Here is an 18,149-nt window from a genome sequence, read left to right as displayed (position 1 = left end):
TTACGTAATTAATACACTGCAATTTACACATAACCCACCGAGACACACTATGCAATTTTTATTAACTCATAAAGCCTTAACACTAACTCGGTTTAAAAAAGTACTTGTTTTAAATTTAGCTCTTACCGCAGGCATTTTAACTGTAGGTTGCTCTTCAAATATGGTAGCGACTAACGAACAATCGTTTATAAGTGAAAGAACTAAACTCATACAGAAGTATTCAGCAACAGATAACGTATTTTCAACTTTACAAAATCAAGTCGAACCCAATGATCCGCAAAGCCGTGAATATTGGCGTTGGAGAATTGATCAATACCTATATGGTGCTTACCCTGAGTACCAAACTATTTATGACAAATACACGCAAGGTAAATCGTTTCACCAAATTTACAACCTACCACATGAAAACCTAGGCCCTAAAAAGGCTCTACCGGCATCGTTACCAAAACTACCAAAAGGTTATTTTACAGACAACCTTCAAGGAAACCCCCATACAGGCTGGCACGATGTAATTGGTGATAAAGTATTTATTACGTATCAAGGGCATTTAACCGACCCTTATATAGCCAGTTATGATCTTAAAACTCATAAATGGGACGGGCCTCATAAAGCGGCAGAAAGTACCCTTTCAAAAGGTGACAGGAAAATTGATAGTCATGGTAGGCCAATCATTGAGCAAGACAGTAAAGGTCACTTTCATATTATTTATGGTGGCCACGGCGGAGAAAGAGAAGACGGATTAAATCCGCTTTCAATCGACACCCCACACGCCGGCGGTAGAATGCTGCATATAATGTCAGAAAAGCCAAATGACATTAGTAAATTTGTATATGTAAACGACATTACACCATTTGCGTCGTACACCGCCAGTGAAAAAATGGCCAATGGCGACATTTACTTATTCACCCGGGTGGGTACGCATAAATCACCTTGGGTTTATTACAAAATGCCAAGTGGCGCTCAAACATTTGAAAAGCCGGTCATCATTACAGTGCCAACGCCGCAAAAGCAAAATCCAATAAATGTTGATACGTTTTACATCACCCCAAAAAAAGTATCTGATACAGAAATTGCCATTAGCTCACTGTGGCATGAATGTAACTTTCTTGAAATTCACGATAAATCTGATTATGGGCGCATTAACTCATATTATATGAAGCTCGATACAACAACAGATACGTTTTATAACGCTCAAAACGAAAATTTGGATTTACCTATTACGCTAGCAAAAGCTAACCAACAAATGCTGGCTTTTGACTCCACACAACGAGAAGAAACGCCATTTAGCACAACACCTATTATTTTAGAAAATAATACCCCAGCTGTTGCGTACCAAGCGCGAACTAAAGACTACAGAGAATGGCGAATGACAGTCTTTAAAGATGGTAAATGGGAGCATAGTAAACCCATGCCTGGCACTGCTAACAGAACTTTAGTTGACAGTGAAAACAATGTGATATCAAACATAGGAAAGCTAGAAATATTAACTAAGGACTCTAATCGCTATACAGCGGCTGTCATTTATAAAGACCGACAAGGTGAAGCGGCTTTTGCTATTGCAAAAAGTGATGATGCTCAACGTTGGCGCATTGACCAAACTTACTTAAATCTAGCTAAATCAAGAATTGAAATGGAAACTGTAAAAGCCAGCAATGGTCAAGGAGTGGCTGTTTTACTCAACGTTAAAAAAGGCAGTGCACAGCGTTTGTATCTATGGCGTGATGGTCAGTTCCGTCCACGTTAATTAATACTCTTTATTTGCAGAGGGTGTATGAGATGTATTCATTCCCTTTGCTTGTATAAGACGACAGTGTTGTTGATAAAAATAATGCAGGAGAATTACAATGAAAATTATTATTAAAAACAGCCAGCTAGTTTGCACCTTTATACTGCTTATAAGCTCGTTGTGTATAAGTTATAAAAGCGGAGCAACTGAGAAAGTCAAAACAATCAAAACTACAGAAAAACAAAATATTGTGATGATAGTTATCGACGACCTTAGACCGGTGCTTGGAGCATATGGAGATGAAAAAGCGTATACCCCTAATATTGATGCACTAGCAAAAGAGGGAGTTACGTTTGACTATGCATATAGCAATGTACCAGTGTGTGGAGCATCTCGAGCAAGTATGTTGACTGGCTTAAGACCCACAAAAAACCGTTTTATTGACTATAAGGCGATGGCAGAAAAAGATGCGCCTAACGCAAAGTCACTGCCGCAAGTTTTAAGAGAGTCTGGCTACCATACAATTGGTTTGGGTAAGATTTTTCATAATGCTAAAGATTTAGCAACAGTGAGCTGGAGTGAGGAAATACAGGTATCTGGTATGCCTCATGCAACAATGTTAAACCCAGATTCGAAAAACTATATCAAAGAAAATGCTCACGTTGAATGGCTAAAAAATGGTCCTTGGTATGAAACCGCTGATGTACCTGATGAAGCATACCCAGATGGCAAAGTTAAGCAAAAAGCGTTACAAGCTCTAACGCGGTTGTCAGCAGAACAGCAACCATTTTTTATGAGTGTGGGTTTTATAAGACCACATTTACCTTTTTACGCACCGAAAAAGTATTACGATTTGCACCCAAAAGAAAAATTCACTCCCTTTTTCTTTCGCGAGCGTCCTCATTTAGCGCCTAGTTCTTTACGTGGCTCAGGTGAGATTCACACCTATCACTTTAAAGATTACGAGTATAATAGTGATGCATTCCACCTTTCTTCTATTCAAGGCTATTATGCTTCAGTCAGTTACATTGATGCATTAGTGGGTGAAATTGTTGATAAAATAGATGATCTTGGTTTACGCGATAACACAACAATCATGTTGCTCAGTGATCATGGTTTTCAGCTTGGCGAGCATAATTTTTGGACTAAGCACACTTTGCTAGACACTTCATTACGTATACCTATGATTGTTTCTTCTCCACATGCAGTGAAAAATCAAAAAACCAATGCATTGGTTGAGCTCATTGATATTTTCCCTACTATCACAGAAATAGCTAATATCAATCCATCAATAAAAATTGATGGGGAAAGCTTCGTTGATGTCCTAAAACAGCCAGATCGTGTACATAAAAAACAAGTATATAGCCGCTTTAAAACAGGGGACTCTATCATCACAGATAATTATATTTTCTCTTCTTACATCACAGAAGATAACAAGGTTGAGGAAATGCTATACGATCACTCAGAAGATCCTTACGAAATAAATAACGTTGTTAATGACCCGCGTTATCAAAAACAAGCTGCTGCGTTAAGAGAGCAGTTAACAGCTTGTATAACGCTACGTAATTGCAAAACTAACTAATGGCTTGATACTACCGTTGTCTAGTGAATCACCTAGGCAGCGGTAAAATTAAGAATTAGATCATATTGTTACTTCTATACCATAAAATAATTAGAGTTGAACATGAAACAATCATCAACAGTAATACGTTTGGTTAGTTTAATAGCATTAATGCTAATAAATACAACCAAGGCACATGCGAACACTACAGTTGCTCAAAGCACTAATATCGAGAACAACAGTAAGCCAAATATCATTTTTTACTTGGCTGATGACCAAGACATTACAGATTACGGTGTATATGGTAACGAGAAAGTTCATACACCAGCCATTGATAAGTTGGCACAAGAGGGGATGCTGTTTAATCGAGCATTTACAGCACAAGCCATATGCGCGCCAAGTAGAACGCAACTTTTTACTGGTAAATACCCTTTAGAAAATGGTGCATTTGCAAACCATACTCCAACTAAGCCAGATATTTCCTCTGTTACTAAGCAAATGAGAGAGTTAGGTTACCAAGTTGTATTAGCGGGTAAAAGCCACGTAAAGCCAGCCAGTGTGTATGATTGGGATCAGGAGTGGGAACCAGTACCAAAAGAAGGTGTTCCGCGAGACTATATTCCACTTGAAAATATTGAACGCTACTTTAAATCTGCTACAAAACCATTTGTTATGTTTATTACCTCTAAGTATCCGCATGGCAAGTACTTTGATGTAAAGCAGCCTCAAGTAGAGGATATTAAGTTTCACCCATTTGATAGTCACCTTAAATCAGATAAAGCCTATATTAAGAAAAGAGCAGGCTATTATCGCAGTATTGCTGAGGATAATACGCAAATCGAACACGTCTTAAAAATGGTTGATAAATACTTAACAGACAACACCTTATTTATATACAGCGCAGATCATGGGGTATCTGGTAAATTTACAGTTAAAGACATCGGTTTAAATATACCATTTGTAGCACGATGGCCGCGGGTTATTAAACCTGGGTCTACTTCAGGGCAATTGATCCACTATACAGATGTATTGCCTACCTTTATGGATATTGCTGGTGGCAAGCAAGACTCAAGTATGGATGGGAAAAGTTTCTTACCTATTCTTGAAGGTAATGATGCTCCAATTCATCAGTATGTATACGGCATACGAACTAATCAAAATATTATCAACGCGCATATTTTTCCATCTCGTATGATCCGTGATAAACGCTATAAGTACATTCGTAATTTTAACGCACTTGAAGTTTTGGATAAAAACTTAACCGATAACCCTAATATTAATGTGTTTATTCGCCAAGGTGCTATGAAGCATAAAGATGAACCTTTTGAAGAGTTATATGATTTAGACAACGATCCATTTGAGCAAATAAACTTAATTCATGACCCTCAATTACAAAACGTAAAACAACGGCTAAAAACACAATTATTCAGCTGGATGGCAGAGCAGGGTGATATCTTGGATGAGCGACTTGGAAACCTGCCTATCATAAGTGCACCATTATTTAAGTTAGATCAAAATAGACCGCCACTGAGAAGCAGTGTGAGTAAAGAGCATCAAAATATATTAAAGCCAGAGGATTACTATGTAATCGAGCATTGGGAAAATAATAAATAAAAACAACCGAAGGGGGCAAGTTGATATAGTGCTTTTATATCCTCTTTGTTGGTTGGCTCAGATTATTGGTTAATATGTAATAGCAAAGATATAAGCTAGGGTATATGGGCACCAAACGGTAAATTGCGCCTGATAACCTGCTGTTTGTGTTTCTCAACACTTAGATAAACAATTCTTAACCCTCGAATAGGGTTACTGAAACTTAAAATTAGAATACAAGGTGAAGCAAAGTTAGTAACTGCTTTCATTATGCTTTTACGTGTTAATTTTTACTTAAACAAATGATACACTGGTGTCAAATTCACTCAAAAAGGTGTAAGATCAGTCATGAAAATAGCATTAATGTTTGAAAATAGCCAAGCGGCTAAAAATCCAATTATTTTAAACGAACTCGAAAGTGTTGCCTTACCGTTAGAGCACATTGTGTTTAACGTGGGTATGAATAGCGAAAGCGATCATCACCTAACATATGTTCATTTAGGTATTATGGCGGGCATTTTACTTAACGCTAAAGCTGTTGACTTTGTATTCGCGGGCTGTGGCACAGGCCAAGGTGCAATGATGTCGTTGAACGCTCACGACGGTGTGTTTTGTGGCTACTGTATTGACCCTTCAGATGCCTTTTTGTTTAACCAAGTAAACAACGGTAACGCATTAGCGCTTCCTTTTGCGAAGGGTTTTGGTTGGGGCGCTGAATTAAACGCACGTTATATTTTTGAAAAAGCACTTACTGGTGAGCGCGGTGCTGGTTACCCTGTTGAGCGCAGAGAGCCGCAGGTCCAAAATGCCTCAATTCTAACGCAAGTGAAGTCAGCTTTAGTTAATCGTAGTTACGTTGAATCATTGAAAAATCTTGATCAAGAACTAGTTAAAACCGCTGTATCGGGCGAGCGTTTTCAATCATGTTTATTTGAGCATGGTCAAGAGCAAGACATTATTGATTATGTTAAGTCTTTATTAGCTTAGTAAACGACAAACATTTACATAATAGCCCTTGAGTTAACCTCAGCTTGAGGGCTTTTTTATTGATAACATTATTATCAGCTTCAGCTGCTGAAGCTTCGTAGGCGATTAGTTTACTTATTAAATTGCTTACTAACTCCCAATTATTATCTACTCGCATTCAAAACATAAAGATATCTTTAGAAGCAAGCCATTCCATTGACGCCTGAATTTTTTGGCACAACAGTAATGCTCTTTTGATAAACAAGTATGAAAATTTACATAGAAATTGATAGTTTGTTTATTTTTTAAATTTCATTTACACTCATATCTATTCAACTTCAATCATTGAAGCTATTTCTGATCTTGATGGTTTGTAAAGGGATATGGGTGTTAAAAGTTCCTCAATAGAAAGTAGCCATTTCAATGGGTTGATTTTTATCAAGATAGAGAAAAAACAATGAGAAAATTTTTATTACCGTTCATGATATTAAGTACATTTTTAAGTGTAGGTTGTAGTGAAAGCACAACACTATCGGAGGGTAAAGCGAATGAAGGTTTTTCAAAAGAAGCAGTAAAGGAAAATTTTGCCGCACTAAGCCCCCCTAAAGGCCGGTTGGCCATAGTCATAGATGGTAACTCTCCTGACCCTGATGATATTGGCGCTACACCTGTAATGCTGGCGCTTTTACAAAATACCGGTTTATCTAGTCGCCTCGTTCATTTATCTCATTCCTGCGATTTAGATCCTTTTAGAAACAAAGCTCGATACCAAATAGATGCCGAAAATGAAATGCGCCGACAAAATAAACTAGATGAGCTAAGTCGCAAAGGTATTGAGCTCTTTGGGCCATTTAATAATTTACGCAGTTTCTATAATTGTAGGGTTGATCAAGCAGGGGCAACTCAAGATTTAGTGGATGCCGTTAACGCATCGTCTGCTGATAATCCGCTTTGGATAATTGAAGCGGGGGAGCCAGACCTGATTGGTTATGCACTGGAAGCCGCAGAGAAAAGCAAGGTGCAACATGTTCATGTTGTTTCTCACCACCCTGCAAATGATAACAGTGGTGACTATTTTACTTGGCAGCAAATTTTAGACTTTGGTGTCAAAGAGCATCAAATAGGAGACCAAAACGTTGGCCTTCAAGGGCCTATAGATAATTGGGATTGGGCCAAAAACCATACGGATAGTGACATAGCATTTATTTGGGAAATGATGGCTTATGCTGAGAAGGACGGTGTTGTTCCTTTTCAGGCTAATAAATTTGATTGCTCCGATGCAGGAATGATTTATTGGTGGATAACAGGTGCTGACAATGGCGGTAATAAACACGCAACGCCAAAAGAAATAAAAGACGTATTACTGTTAAATGAAGTTAGAAGCTAAAAAGTTGAGGCCTTAAACATGAAACTAGTGCTTTGTTATTTACCGATTGTTATAGCAAGCTTTATAGCTTCAACTACCCATACTAGTGCGGGTCAGGTTTATCACGAAAATTCGGATTTTGTGGTGATAGAAGCAGAAAACTTTTTAACGCAACACTTGGATGATAAAAGACGATGGCTGGTGTTTTCAAAAAATACGCCAGCTCATAATTTCGTTGATGCAGATCAAGCTCATTATCATGACGCGAGCAACGGTTCCTATATTGAAATACTTCCAGATACCCGCAGTAATCATCACGAAGCGCTAGTTAGAAATGAGAACTTCACTAATGATGCCGGCACAATGGCAGTGCTAAGTTATCCTGTTTATTTTGAAACACCCGGAAGATATTACGCTTGGGCAAGGGCATATAGTACCGGCAGTGAGGATAATGGGGTGCATTTAGGTATAAATGGACAATGGCCAGAATCAGCGAAGCGTTTGCAATTATGCGAGGGTAAACATGCCTGGACATGGTCTTCTGCGCAACGGGTAAACACCAACCACTGTGGCACACCTAATACTATTTTTGTTGATATACCCCATAAAGGTGTTCATACCATTATGGTATCCATGCGTGAAGATGGCTTTGAACTTGATAAGTTACTTTTAACTAAGGACAAGGACTACATACCTGCAGGCAAAGATAAAGCAGAAACCCTAAGTAACCCGAAGCCATTACAAGAGAAAACACAACTATTAGAAATAACTGATTACACGCGGATTTTATACGCCGTAGACGATTTTAAGATTGAGAATACTGGCGAAATTCCATACTACCTACATAAAGCCGAGAGCGCTCTTGCCATAAATGCAGTGATAACTGCCTACAGAAATAAATTTGCGCACGCAGAATATACTGTGCAGGCCAAAGAGGCGGGCAATTATACTCTGAGGCTGGTTACATTGGCAGAAATTGACGGCGAGTCGATTTATATTGTTTCAATAAATAATAAAGAAATTGGCCGATTTAGGAATCCAGAAATAACCACTGATTACCAAGAAATATACTTCAATATGCAGGACGTTGAATTAACGAAAGGCGACATTATACGGATTTCATCTAAAGCCGTTACAAATGGCAAAATTCCTGAAAACGGAGGTACCGCATTTGCCAGAGGACGATGGCGAGCGCTGGTGTTTAGCAGAAATGATTAATCAATAGATATTCTGACCTTATAAAAAATGCAAAGAGGTGGCAAATGAGTTGTATGAGCTTTAGTTACAAGCAAGTTTGGATGTGGATATTGTTATGTTACGTTTGTGGTTCACATGCAGTGGCAGGCGGGATTGTAAAACATAATGTGTCTAACAAACCCAATATTTTATGGTTAGTAGTTGAGGATATGAGCCCTATTATTGAGCCCTATGGTGATAACACAATAAAAACACCCTCTATTACTCAACTAGCAAATGAAGGGGTTACTTATACAAATGTATATTCAACATCAGGTGTGTGTTCCCCAAGCAGAGCTGCTATAGCGATAGGGATGTACCCCTCTTCATTTGGCGCAAATAATATGCGGACAACCTCTAATACAGAGCAAACAGGTTTGCCAAAATATGAGGCTGTACCACCTAAAAGTGCGAAAATGCTTAGTCAATACCTTCGTGAGGAAGGCTATTACACAACAAATAACTTAAAAACTGATTACCAATTTAAAGCACCCAAAGCGGCATGGGATGAAAGTGGGCCTTTCGCTCATTGGCGCAATAGAAAACCTGGGCAGCCCTTTTATGCCGTTGTTAACTTTACCACCACACACGAATCTGGGTTATTTGAACCTTATGGGTTTAGAAAAATAGAATCTCGGCATTACTTTTCTGACAATAGAAAGAAAATCGCAAAACTACCGCAACATCATGCTGAAAAATCATCTGAGGCCAATACACTTGTTCATGTGCCTAAAGATCTTGATTTCCCAATTCCGCCATATTTACCTGATACGCCATTAGTTAGGCGCGATCTTTGGAAAATGTACAATAATCTCGCTGAAACTGATAAACAGATTGCAGCGGTATTACAACAATTAAAAGACGATGGCTTATACGATAATACTATTATTATGTTTTATTCAGATCACGGTGGCCCTTTACCACGCCAAAAGCGTTTGGTGTACGACAGTGGCCTGCAGGTACCGTTTATTATCAGATATCCTAACGCTGAAAATGCAGGCGAGAAAGAGGATCAACTTGTTAGCTTTGTTGATTTTGCACCAACATTATTAAGCTTGGCTGGTATTGATATACCAGCTCATATGCAAGGACGAGACTTTTTAGGGGCGCAGCAAACTGAAGAGCGTAAATATATTCATGCAGCTGCAGATAGGTTTGACGGTTTTACTGATGTTATTAGAGCCGTAAGAAATAAGCGATTTAAATACATACGAAACTATAGACCAGAGCAGGGGTATTATTTACCTGTGGCGTATCGTGAAAAAATTCCAACCATGCAAGAGTTACTGCGCTTGAAAGGTGAAAATAAATTAACAGCAGAGCAGTCTTTATGGTTTAGAGATAAAAAAGACCCTGAAGAGTTATTTGACTTAAACAATGACCCCCATGAGTTAAATAATATTATTACCGATCCTAGCTATAAAGAAGTGGTTGCTGAGCTTAGTGATGAAATGGACCGTTGGTTAAATGAAATAAACGATGATCCAAGCCTTCCTGAAGCCCAACTTATTCAAAAACTCTGGGCAGGAAGTGAGTTACAGCCAGCAACCGCAAAGCCACAATTTAAAATTAGTGATGGCATAATGCACATAAGTAGTCCAACGCCTGGTGCGGTGATTTCTTATCAATTAAACAACACCAATACACCTGAGCTGTGGCAATTATACAAAGGACCTTTTAAATTAGAGCGAGCAACCTCTGTGAAAGCCGTTGCTCATAGAATAGGTTTTAGCGAAAGCGAGAGTGCTATTTACGACTATGACTCAATTATTAACTCACATTATTAGTGTTTTGAAGTAGAAAATAAATGATAAAAATTTTCAAAATTATATTTGTTGTAACACTTTTGACGTGTAGCTTTTTTTCGATTGCTAACGATGAGTGTGTTTCTTGTCATAGTAATGAGGTGTCTGATTGGCAGCAGTCTCATCATGCCAATGCAATGGCCAAAGCAACAACAGACAAAGTACTAGGTGATTTTAACAACGTAACAGTTGAACACTTTTCTCAAAAAGCGTTTTTTTACACCAAAGATGATGAATTTTTAATTGATTTAACTGAAAGTAAAACAAAGGTCACTTATAAAGTAAATTATGTTTTTGGTTATAAACCACTGCAGCAATACCTCATTGAAGTGGAAAAAGGGAAATACCAAGTTTTTCCTTTCGCATGGGATAGTCGAGCGGCTAAAGAAGGCGGGCAGCGCTGGTATGCAAATTATGAAAATGAAGATGTAAAACCAAATGATCGTCTGCATTGGTTACAACCTTTACAAAATTGGAATGGGATGTGTGCAGATTGCCATTCTGATAATCTAAAGCGTAATTATGATGTAGAAAAAAATGTGTTTGATACGCACTTTTCAAATATAAATGTGGGATGTGCTTCTTGTCATGCTGATCTATCAAAAGATCACAAAACTAACCCGTTGCCAAAAACAAATAAGGTGAAACCGACCAATATGTCTGGTTGGAAAATAACGGATAATAACAACATTGCTACTTGGCATGGTGAAAAGCGTGATAACAGCTTTATGGAAACCTGTTATGCCTGTCATTCATTGCGAAGCCCGTTAACTGATGGTTTTAGTAGTGATAAACACTTTTTAGATCAATTCAGTCCCTCTTTTTTAGAGCCAAATTTGTATCATGCTGATGGCCAAATTAAAGAAGAGGTATATGTATTTGGTTCATTTAAGCAAAGTAAAATGTATGACGCGGGTGTAAATTGTCTTGATTGTCACGATAAACACACGATGAAAATAAAATCGCAAACAAATGCTCTTTGCCTTCAATGCCATAAAAGTAGTGAATATGATGTGCCAAAGCATCATCGGCATAAGCAAGCATCACAAGGCAGTCAATGTGTTAATTGTCATATGCCAACTAATCGTTACATGGGGGTAGATGACAGGAGAGATCATAGCTTTAAAGTCCCTCGCCCTGATATTTCTATTATTTACGATACGCCTAATGCGTGTACTCAGTGCCATGATGACAAAACAGATGAATGGGCTAACACCGCGCTTGAAAGTTGGCATGGTAAAGCACCTCCTTTGTCTAACAAAGAACATGCTATGTTAGCACTTCGATCGGCCAATAGTGTGCCATTAAAAATTCACTTTGGTTTGATTAATGATACTTCATTGAGTGAAATTGATAGAGCAAGTGCAATTACTTATTTGGCGAGCACTGGTTCAGCATTAGATGATGCAATTATATCTAGGTGGGTAAACTCGCCACTGCCACTTATACGATTAGCGATTGCTAAAATAGGCTATATGCTCCCTGAAAGTGAACGATTTAAAAGTTACAGTAAGTTATTAACAGATAAATTTAAGGCGGTTAGGGTTGCCGCCGCACAAAATCTGAGTTATCAAAATAATCCGTCGGGCGAGCTCAGTGAGGCTATTGTTGAGCTTGCACAGTCCAATAAAGTTAACTCTTGGCGTGGAGAAGGTCATATTAATCAAAGTATGCTCGCATTAAATAAGCGAGATGTTACATCGGCTATTCGTTATTTAAAGCAAGGTATTGATGTAGACCCATACTTTGACCCTAACTATGTAAATTTATCTGATATTTATTTTCGCCAAGGCAATAAAGAAAAGATGCAGGATGTGCTTAATCAAGGGTTGGCTGCGCTTCCAAATTCTGCGGCGTTAAATTATGCAAATGGAATGGCACAAATAAGAAGTAGTAAAAAAGTTGAAGCTGTAAATTACTTTAAAAAAGCAATGGAACTTGAAGGCAGTAACGAAGAGTATGCATATTTATACTACTTAGCATTAGACAATGCCGGTTTTACTGCGAAGGCCCTCGATGAGTTGAAGTCTAATCTAAAAAATTACAATAACCCCCGCCAACTTATGGAGCTTGCACATAGTTTTGAAAGTAAATTAAGGTAACTCGCCTTGTTGCTAGCCTTATAAAATAAATGCTGCTGAGCAAGCGCTATTGAATTTTAATAAGGCTTTATTTGCTTGTAATATAAACATTCCCCTAGTGAATTCTACTACACCTCAACCGCTTCCCTTCATTTAGACAATCTTATATTAGAGTGAGGTTTCCCTTTTTCATTTTGATTGAAAGTGATTTCTATTGATTGAGTTTGGTTTTTAATGTAGTTTTGTTAACATAAATAAAACAATAAAGGTCGTTTTACACGCGAAATCTCAGAGTTAAAAAGTAGTTTACACACTTGAATTCACACGATTCATTATGACAACAATAATACACAGAGATAACTATGAAAAATCACACAATAAAAGCGAAACGCACGCTTTCATCTCTGCTTTTGTTTGCTTCTGCATTTTATATTGCCTCAGGGCACGCAGAGGTTGAATTAAAGCAACAAGTTAAGATTTCAGACTCGGGTCTACATTTTGATGGGCAAGACCTAGATTTTAGTAATGTATCTAACCCAGACACAGGTGCCGAATACGACTTCTTTTTTGGTCGAAACATCTCGGCACATGGTGATGCTGTTAAAGTATATAAACATTATGTATTTATGACTTGGTATAAAGGCGGCAAGCAAGAGCGCAATGTTATGTTGAGCCGCTACAATACATTAACGGGAACCCTGGCAACTATAGAATTTCCACATCGCCATACCGGTTTCAGAGGAGACCCTTTAGTTGGGGAATCTCATAATACAATTGGTTTAGCAGTGAGTCCTATCGATGGCACTATTCATATGGTGTACGATATGCACGCCTACGACGATAACAATCATGGCGGTAAATTCAAAGATGACTTTTTCCGTTATTCTTTTAGCGAAACAGGGGTTGCTGACTTACCCGATGAGCAGTTTACTCTTAATAAGTTTGTTAAAGATACCAGTAGTGTCAGTCAAGGGGCTGATGACTATAAGCATTTAACAATGACAGGCAATTTAGCAGATAAAGCAAATTTTGCGCGTTTAACTTATCCCAAGTTTTTTACAAATACAGATGGTACATTGCTGCTTTATATGCGCTTGGGTGGCAACAATAACGGTGCCTATGTATTTAATCGCTATGACGCTCAAACAAAAAAGTGGTCAAGCTTCACTAAATTTAATCACAATAACCAAAAAAGTTACGGTAATGCTTATAACTGGGGCCTCTATGGCAATATGAAGTATGTTAATGGCAAACTTCGAGTAGGCTATCAGCAGCGAAGCAACGATAATAATGATAGATATAAATATCAAAATGGTGTTTTTTACGCCTATTCAGACCACCCAGATGGTATAGGTGAATGGAAAAACCATCAAGGTGAGCCAATGACATGGCCACTGGTAAATTCAGATGAAATAAAAGTATTAGAACCGGGTGACTACATAGATCATCAAGAAGCTAACTCTGTTTATATTGTAGGTAGCTTTGACTGGACAGTGACTAAAAAGGGAGATGTGCACTTTATAAGTAAGGTACGTTCAACCGATAGAAACCGTCCTGATTATCAAGAAGTTTATTTACACTCCTATAAGCCAGCTGGCGCAACAGAGTTTATTACGTCAACAAATTTTGTTGGCGCAAGTGAGATTTATACGGCTGGTGACAGCGTCTATATTATTGGTTTAAATAATGGACGACCTTACGTTGAAAAAGCGCAAGGTGGCACAAATAACTTTACGCGCGTATACGAAGCAACTGATGGGCCGGTATTTGATCACGGCACTATTTACATCAAAGATGGCAAAGTTTACTACTACCTAATGGAACGTGGGTCGGGGAGTGCATTACCACTGTATTTACAGGTAATAGATTTAGACATAGGAGGTGAAGCTAGTTCTCCTAGCGTAACGTTTCCGAAGGCAAGCATTACTGTAGAAGAGGGTTATAGTGAATTATCATTTAAGGTGGCTGCAGTAAGCCCAATAGCTGAACGAACAATCAGCAAAGTTGATTTATTTGTTAACGATACGCTTATTCGCTCAGATAACGCAGACCCTTTTGTATGGGGACACAAAAACAAGCCACTAGAGTTATTAGGGCTAACGGCTGGAAATCATACCTTTAAAGCAGTTGCGACTGATAGCGAGGGTGATACTGGCTCATCAACAATGCAATTAATAGTTCAATCTAACTCTCCTGCCATTAGTTTTCCTGATAACGAGCTAACTGTAAAAGAGGGCTTTGAGCAGCTGACATTTACGTTGCAAGCATCAAGTCCTGTTGCTGATAGAACAATTGAATCTGTCACTTTATATATTAACGATAATTTAATACGTACAGATAACAAAGCTCCTTTTAACTTTGGTCATAAGTTTAAACCGCACGAAACAGGTGCTATGGGGTGGTTAGAATCCCATACCGAAAATCCGTCACCACTCGGTGCAGGTATATACACTTTCAAAGCAGTTGCCTTGGATAGTGAAGGTGCTTACAGCACTGCGACAATGACTCTTAACGTTGAAGGTGAGCCTAAACCGCCAGTGGTTTCTTTCCCTAATGAAACCATTACTGTTTTTGAAGGATACGAAAAGTTAGGTGTGACAATAGATGCTGTATCACCTGACGATCGCGATATTCAATCTGTAACTTTATATGTTAATGGTGAGTTTGTGCGTACCGACACCAAGCCTGTCTGGAATTTTGGCCATTCATATGCACCTTATGAACTAGGTGCAATGGGTTGGTTAGAAAGGCACGAGCCAAATCCGTCACCTTTAGGGGTAGGAAGCCATACTATCACTGCAATTGCACGAGACACCCAAGGTTTAGAAGGGCAAGCGAGTATTACACTTATCGTAGAAGAAATACCGGCTCCAAATGTTTACTTTTTAGAACCCGAGATAGAAGTGCCAGTAGGGTATGAGTCTCTAAGTGTATCGGTTCATAGTGAGTCTGCTTTAAGTAGCATTGATATAGAGCGGGTAGAGCTTTATCTAAACGGCACGTTAGTCCGTGATATTTGGCAGCCTCCTTTTACTTGGGGTAACGAAGAGTATTCAACTGAGCTAATTGGTTTAGCTGCGGGGGAGTACACACTTAAAGCGGTAACGACTGACAGTAACGGAAAGTCTTCAAGCGCAGAAAAGCGCTTACTAGTAAATCCCGCTCTCGTTTTTGTATCGTCTGAGATGGAGCAACACCCTGCTTCTAATGTATTAGACGGTGACCTTTCTGATAGCTCAAGTTGGCGTGCCGACAAAAATGGAACTCAATCAATAGTTATTGATTTAGGAGAGTTAAAATCTATTACAGGGACCCAGCTTTGGACTGCGAACGACGAAGTAATCAAGTATCAAATTTATGTATCAGAAACGATTGATGGTCGATATAAAAAAGCAGCAAAGCATAAGGGTAGGAACAAGACCAACGAGCCTAGTACAACTTCTTTTTACATAAAAGGGCGATTTATTAAGTTAAAAGCAATTGGTAACTGGCCTGACATTACTGAATTTAATGTACTGTTTGAAAACTAACATCACGTTAAATATCGCTTTTCACTACACGATAGGACTTTAGTGCAGAGTGATTTTCCAAAGAGTATTTTTAATGTAGGTTATTTATATCTGCTTTTAAGTATATCGCGACAAAGTGTTAGTAAGGAGAATAGGTTGACTGGTATTAAATCATATTTAGCTATATTTTTTGTTTTTTCGGTTACAGCATGTACAACAACGCAAAGAGTTAATTTGCTAGACCCTCAGCTTAGCCGTTTTGATAATGTTTACTCGTTTGGGCAAGCACGCTTCATAGATGGTGAGTTGCATTTAATTTCATCTAGCAATTGGTTTCTAACTACAAAGCAGCGTTACAGCAATTTTATTTTGACTGCCGATATAAAAATGCCGAATGTTGATGAGTATAGTAATTCGGGCATTATTTTTAGAGGCCAAATTGAGCAAGATGAAGGCGGTAAACGCGTTGTTGGCTATCAAGCTGAAATAGATCCGAGCCCACGTCGTTGGAGCGGGGGTCTATTTGATCAAGGCCGACGAAAATGGCTGTATCCCGAACACCCTAAAAGATCACACAAAGATAATGACTTTATAAAAAGTCACTTACCCTCTTGGTCAGAGCTGCAAGCTGAGGTTTATAAACCGGGCGAATGGAATTCGTTGCGAATTGTTTGTGACGGCTCGTCGATAAAAATCTTTCTCAATGATGTACTAACTACCCATGTAGAAGACATTAAAGACGATGAAGGTGTAATAGGTTTTCAGCATCACGGCAGTAAATCATATAAAAGGTCTGGCCTCAGAGATAATGTAGTTAGATTTAAAAATATATTCATCCAAGAACTAAAATAAAAAAATGGAGCACCCTCTATGTATGATGTAATTGTAGTTGGCTCAGGTATTACAGGTGGTTGGGCTGCAAAAGAATTCTGCGAAAAAGGATTCAAAACCCTTGTAATAGAGCGTGGACGTAATATTCAGCATCAAGGCCCAGAATATACTGATATGCAAATGCCTTGGCAAATTGAGAACAGAAACAAGGTCCCTGAAATTCTCAGTGAGGAGGGACGGTACTCTATGGTTGAGCGCAAAGGTTATTTCAAAAATGCCACTAAACAGTTTTTTATTGATGACAAAGAGCACCCTATTTCTTATCCAAAAGAAAGCCCATTTAAATGGATAAGAGGTTATCAATTAGGTGGCAGATCGTTAACGTGGGGAAGGCAATCCCTTCGATGGGGAGTAAGAGATTTTCAAGCTAATGCAAAAGATGGAAATGGTATCCCTTGGCCTATAGGCTACGATGATTTGGCGCCCTGGTATGATTATGTAGAGTCTTTTATTGGTGTATCTGCGAATAAGGATGGTTTAGATACGCTACCCGATGGCGTATTTCAAAAGCCGTGGGAGATGAGTTGTGCTGAAAAGTTTATAGCTGAGAACTTAAAGAAAGCTTATTCAGACAGACATTTAATTATAGGACGTTCGGCTAATATTACAGAGCCTACTAAAGAGCAAACCGAACTAGGCCGCGGAAAGTGTCAGGCTCGCTCATACTGTAATAGAGGCTGTACATTTGGTGGATATTTCAGCTCACTTTCAGCCACTTTACCTGCAGCCAAAAAAACTGGAAACTTAACAGTATTAACAGATGCAATAGTAGAAACAGTTGATTACGATGATAAGTCAGGTAAAGCGACGGGTGTTACAGTTATTGATGCCCATACTAAAGGAAAACGTCAATATCGCTCAAAGGTTATTTTCTTATGCGCCTCAGCATTAGGTTCTGTGCAAATCCTTCTGAATTCTAAGTCTAAAACGTTCCCAAATGGTATTGCAAATTCGAGTGGTGCTGTTGGGCATTATATTATGGATCATTTTTCTGGTGTTATAGCGGATGCAAAAGTACCAGGTTTTGATGACAAATATTCAGTTGGACGCAGACCTATTGCTACCTATATCCCAAATTATCGACACGAACAAAAAGAAGATGCCGATTTTATTAGGGGGTTTGGTTTTCAAGGTACAGCCCAACACCGCAGCAATACTGGTACAACTGCAAAAAAGGTAGGTATTGGCGCTGAGGTTAAAACGAATAGTAACCAACCAGGTCCTTGGCGCTTTAGAGCAATAATGTACGGTGAGATGCTTCCAAAGTTTGAAAATCATGCGCGGTTGCACCCTACAGAAAAAGACCAATGGGGTATTCCTATATTGCATATTGATGCTCGAATAAGAGAAAACGAACGCAAGATGATTAAGCAAGCTGCAATAGATATAAAAGAAATACTGACGGCTGGGGGGTG

Annotated in this window: 11 protein-coding genes; all 11 read left to right on the top strand. The window is 38.7% G+C overall.

Annotated elements, in window-relative coordinates:
• Positions 1 to 49 precede the first annotated feature (49 nt).
• Positions 50 to 1,744: a hypothetical protein gene (locus PSH54_RS14930; RefSeq protein WP_273606454.1), complete on the top strand. Its 1,695-nt coding sequence runs from the start codon at positions 50 to 52 to the stop codon at positions 1,742 to 1,744.
• A gap of 100 nt (positions 1,745 to 1,844) precedes the next feature.
• Entirely contained in the window at positions 1,845 to 3,308 is a 1,464-nt protein-coding gene (locus PSH54_RS14925) for a sulfatase (protein WP_273606453.1), read from the top strand.
• Between the two features lie 102 nt (positions 3,309 to 3,410).
• Positions 3,411 to 4,901 carry a sulfatase family protein gene (locus PSH54_RS14920; RefSeq protein ID WP_273606452.1) on the top strand — a complete coding sequence of 497 codons (1,491 nt, stop codon included), beginning with the start codon at positions 3,411 to 3,413 and terminating at the stop codon, positions 4,899 to 4,901.
• Between the two features lie 327 nt (positions 4,902 to 5,228).
• Positions 5,229 to 5,867 (top strand): RpiB/LacA/LacB family sugar-phosphate isomerase, encoded by a 639-nt coding sequence (locus PSH54_RS14915; RefSeq protein WP_273606451.1) that lies wholly within the window; start codon positions 5,229 to 5,231, stop codon positions 5,865 to 5,867.
• A 436-nt stretch (positions 5,868 to 6,303) separates the two neighbouring features.
• Complete coding sequence (locus PSH54_RS14910; protein WP_273606450.1) at positions 6,304 to 7,233, top strand: hypothetical protein; 930 nt, start codon at positions 6,304 to 6,306, stop codon at positions 7,231 to 7,233.
• An 18-nt stretch (positions 7,234 to 7,251) separates the two neighbouring features.
• A complete protein-coding gene (locus PSH54_RS14905; protein WP_273606449.1) occupies positions 7,252 to 8,430 on the top strand; it encodes a hypothetical protein in 1,179 nt (392 codons plus the stop codon).
• Between the two features lie 44 nt (positions 8,431 to 8,474).
• Entirely contained in the window at positions 8,475 to 10,235 is a 1,761-nt protein-coding gene (locus PSH54_RS14900; protein ID WP_273606448.1) for a sulfatase-like hydrolase/transferase, read from the top strand.
• A gap of 20 nt (positions 10,236 to 10,255) precedes the next feature.
• Positions 10,256 to 12,355 carry a multiheme c-type cytochrome gene (locus PSH54_RS14895; protein WP_273606447.1) on the top strand — a complete coding sequence of 700 codons (2,100 nt, stop codon included), beginning with the start codon at positions 10,256 to 10,258 and terminating at the stop codon, positions 12,353 to 12,355.
• 341 nt (positions 12,356 to 12,696) lie between these two features.
• The gene (locus PSH54_RS14890; protein WP_273606446.1) at positions 12,697 to 15,864 is read left to right on the top strand and encodes a BNR-4 repeat-containing protein; all 3,168 of its coding nucleotides are present in this window, start codon (positions 12,697 to 12,699) and stop codon (positions 15,862 to 15,864) included.
• Positions 15,865 to 16,077: 213 nt separating this feature from the next.
• Positions 16,078 to 16,695 carry a 3-keto-disaccharide hydrolase gene (locus PSH54_RS14885; protein WP_273606445.1) on the top strand — a complete coding sequence of 206 codons (618 nt, stop codon included), beginning with the start codon at positions 16,078 to 16,080 and terminating at the stop codon, positions 16,693 to 16,695.
• A gap of 18 nt (positions 16,696 to 16,713) precedes the next feature.
• Positions 16,714 to 18,149, top strand: a 1,436-nt coding sequence (locus PSH54_RS14880; RefSeq protein ID WP_273606444.1) for a GMC family oxidoreductase N-terminal domain-containing protein, incomplete at its 3' end; no start/stop codon positions are given.

The organism is Pseudoalteromonas sp. Angola-30 (assembly GCF_028599215.1).
GTDB classification, from domain to species: Bacteria; Pseudomonadota; Gammaproteobacteria; order Enterobacterales; family Alteromonadaceae; genus Pseudoalteromonas; species Pseudoalteromonas atlantica.
The sequence above is the reverse complement of the archived record's forward strand: the minus strand, read 5'-3'. Positions and strand labels throughout refer to the sequence as shown.

Excerpts from the sequence above, each read along its gene's own strand:
- PSH54_RS14930 (WP_273606454.1), top strand. The coding sequence starts at position 50 with ATGCAATTTTTATTAACTCATAAAGCCTTAACACTAACTCGGTTTAAA.
- PSH54_RS14925 (WP_273606453.1), top strand. The coding sequence starts at position 1,845 with ATGAAAATTATTATTAAAAACAGCCAGCTAGTTTGCACCTTTATACTG.
- PSH54_RS14920 (WP_273606452.1), top strand. The coding sequence starts at position 3,411 with ATGAAACAATCATCAACAGTAATACGTTTGGTTAGTTTAATAGCATTA.
- PSH54_RS14915 (WP_273606451.1), top strand. The coding sequence starts at position 5,229 with ATGAAAATAGCATTAATGTTTGAAAATAGCCAAGCGGCTAAAAATCCA.
- PSH54_RS14910 (WP_273606450.1), top strand. The coding sequence starts at position 6,304 with ATGAGAAAATTTTTATTACCGTTCATGATATTAAGTACATTTTTAAGT.
- PSH54_RS14905 (WP_273606449.1), top strand. The coding sequence starts at position 7,252 with ATGAAACTAGTGCTTTGTTATTTACCGATTGTTATAGCAAGCTTTATA.
- PSH54_RS14900 (WP_273606448.1), top strand. The coding sequence starts at position 8,475 with ATGAGTTGTATGAGCTTTAGTTACAAGCAAGTTTGGATGTGGATATTG.
- PSH54_RS14895 (WP_273606447.1), top strand. The coding sequence starts at position 10,256 with ATGATAAAAATTTTCAAAATTATATTTGTTGTAACACTTTTGACGTGT.
- PSH54_RS14890 (WP_273606446.1), top strand. The coding sequence starts at position 12,697 with ATGAAAAATCACACAATAAAAGCGAAACGCACGCTTTCATCTCTGCTT.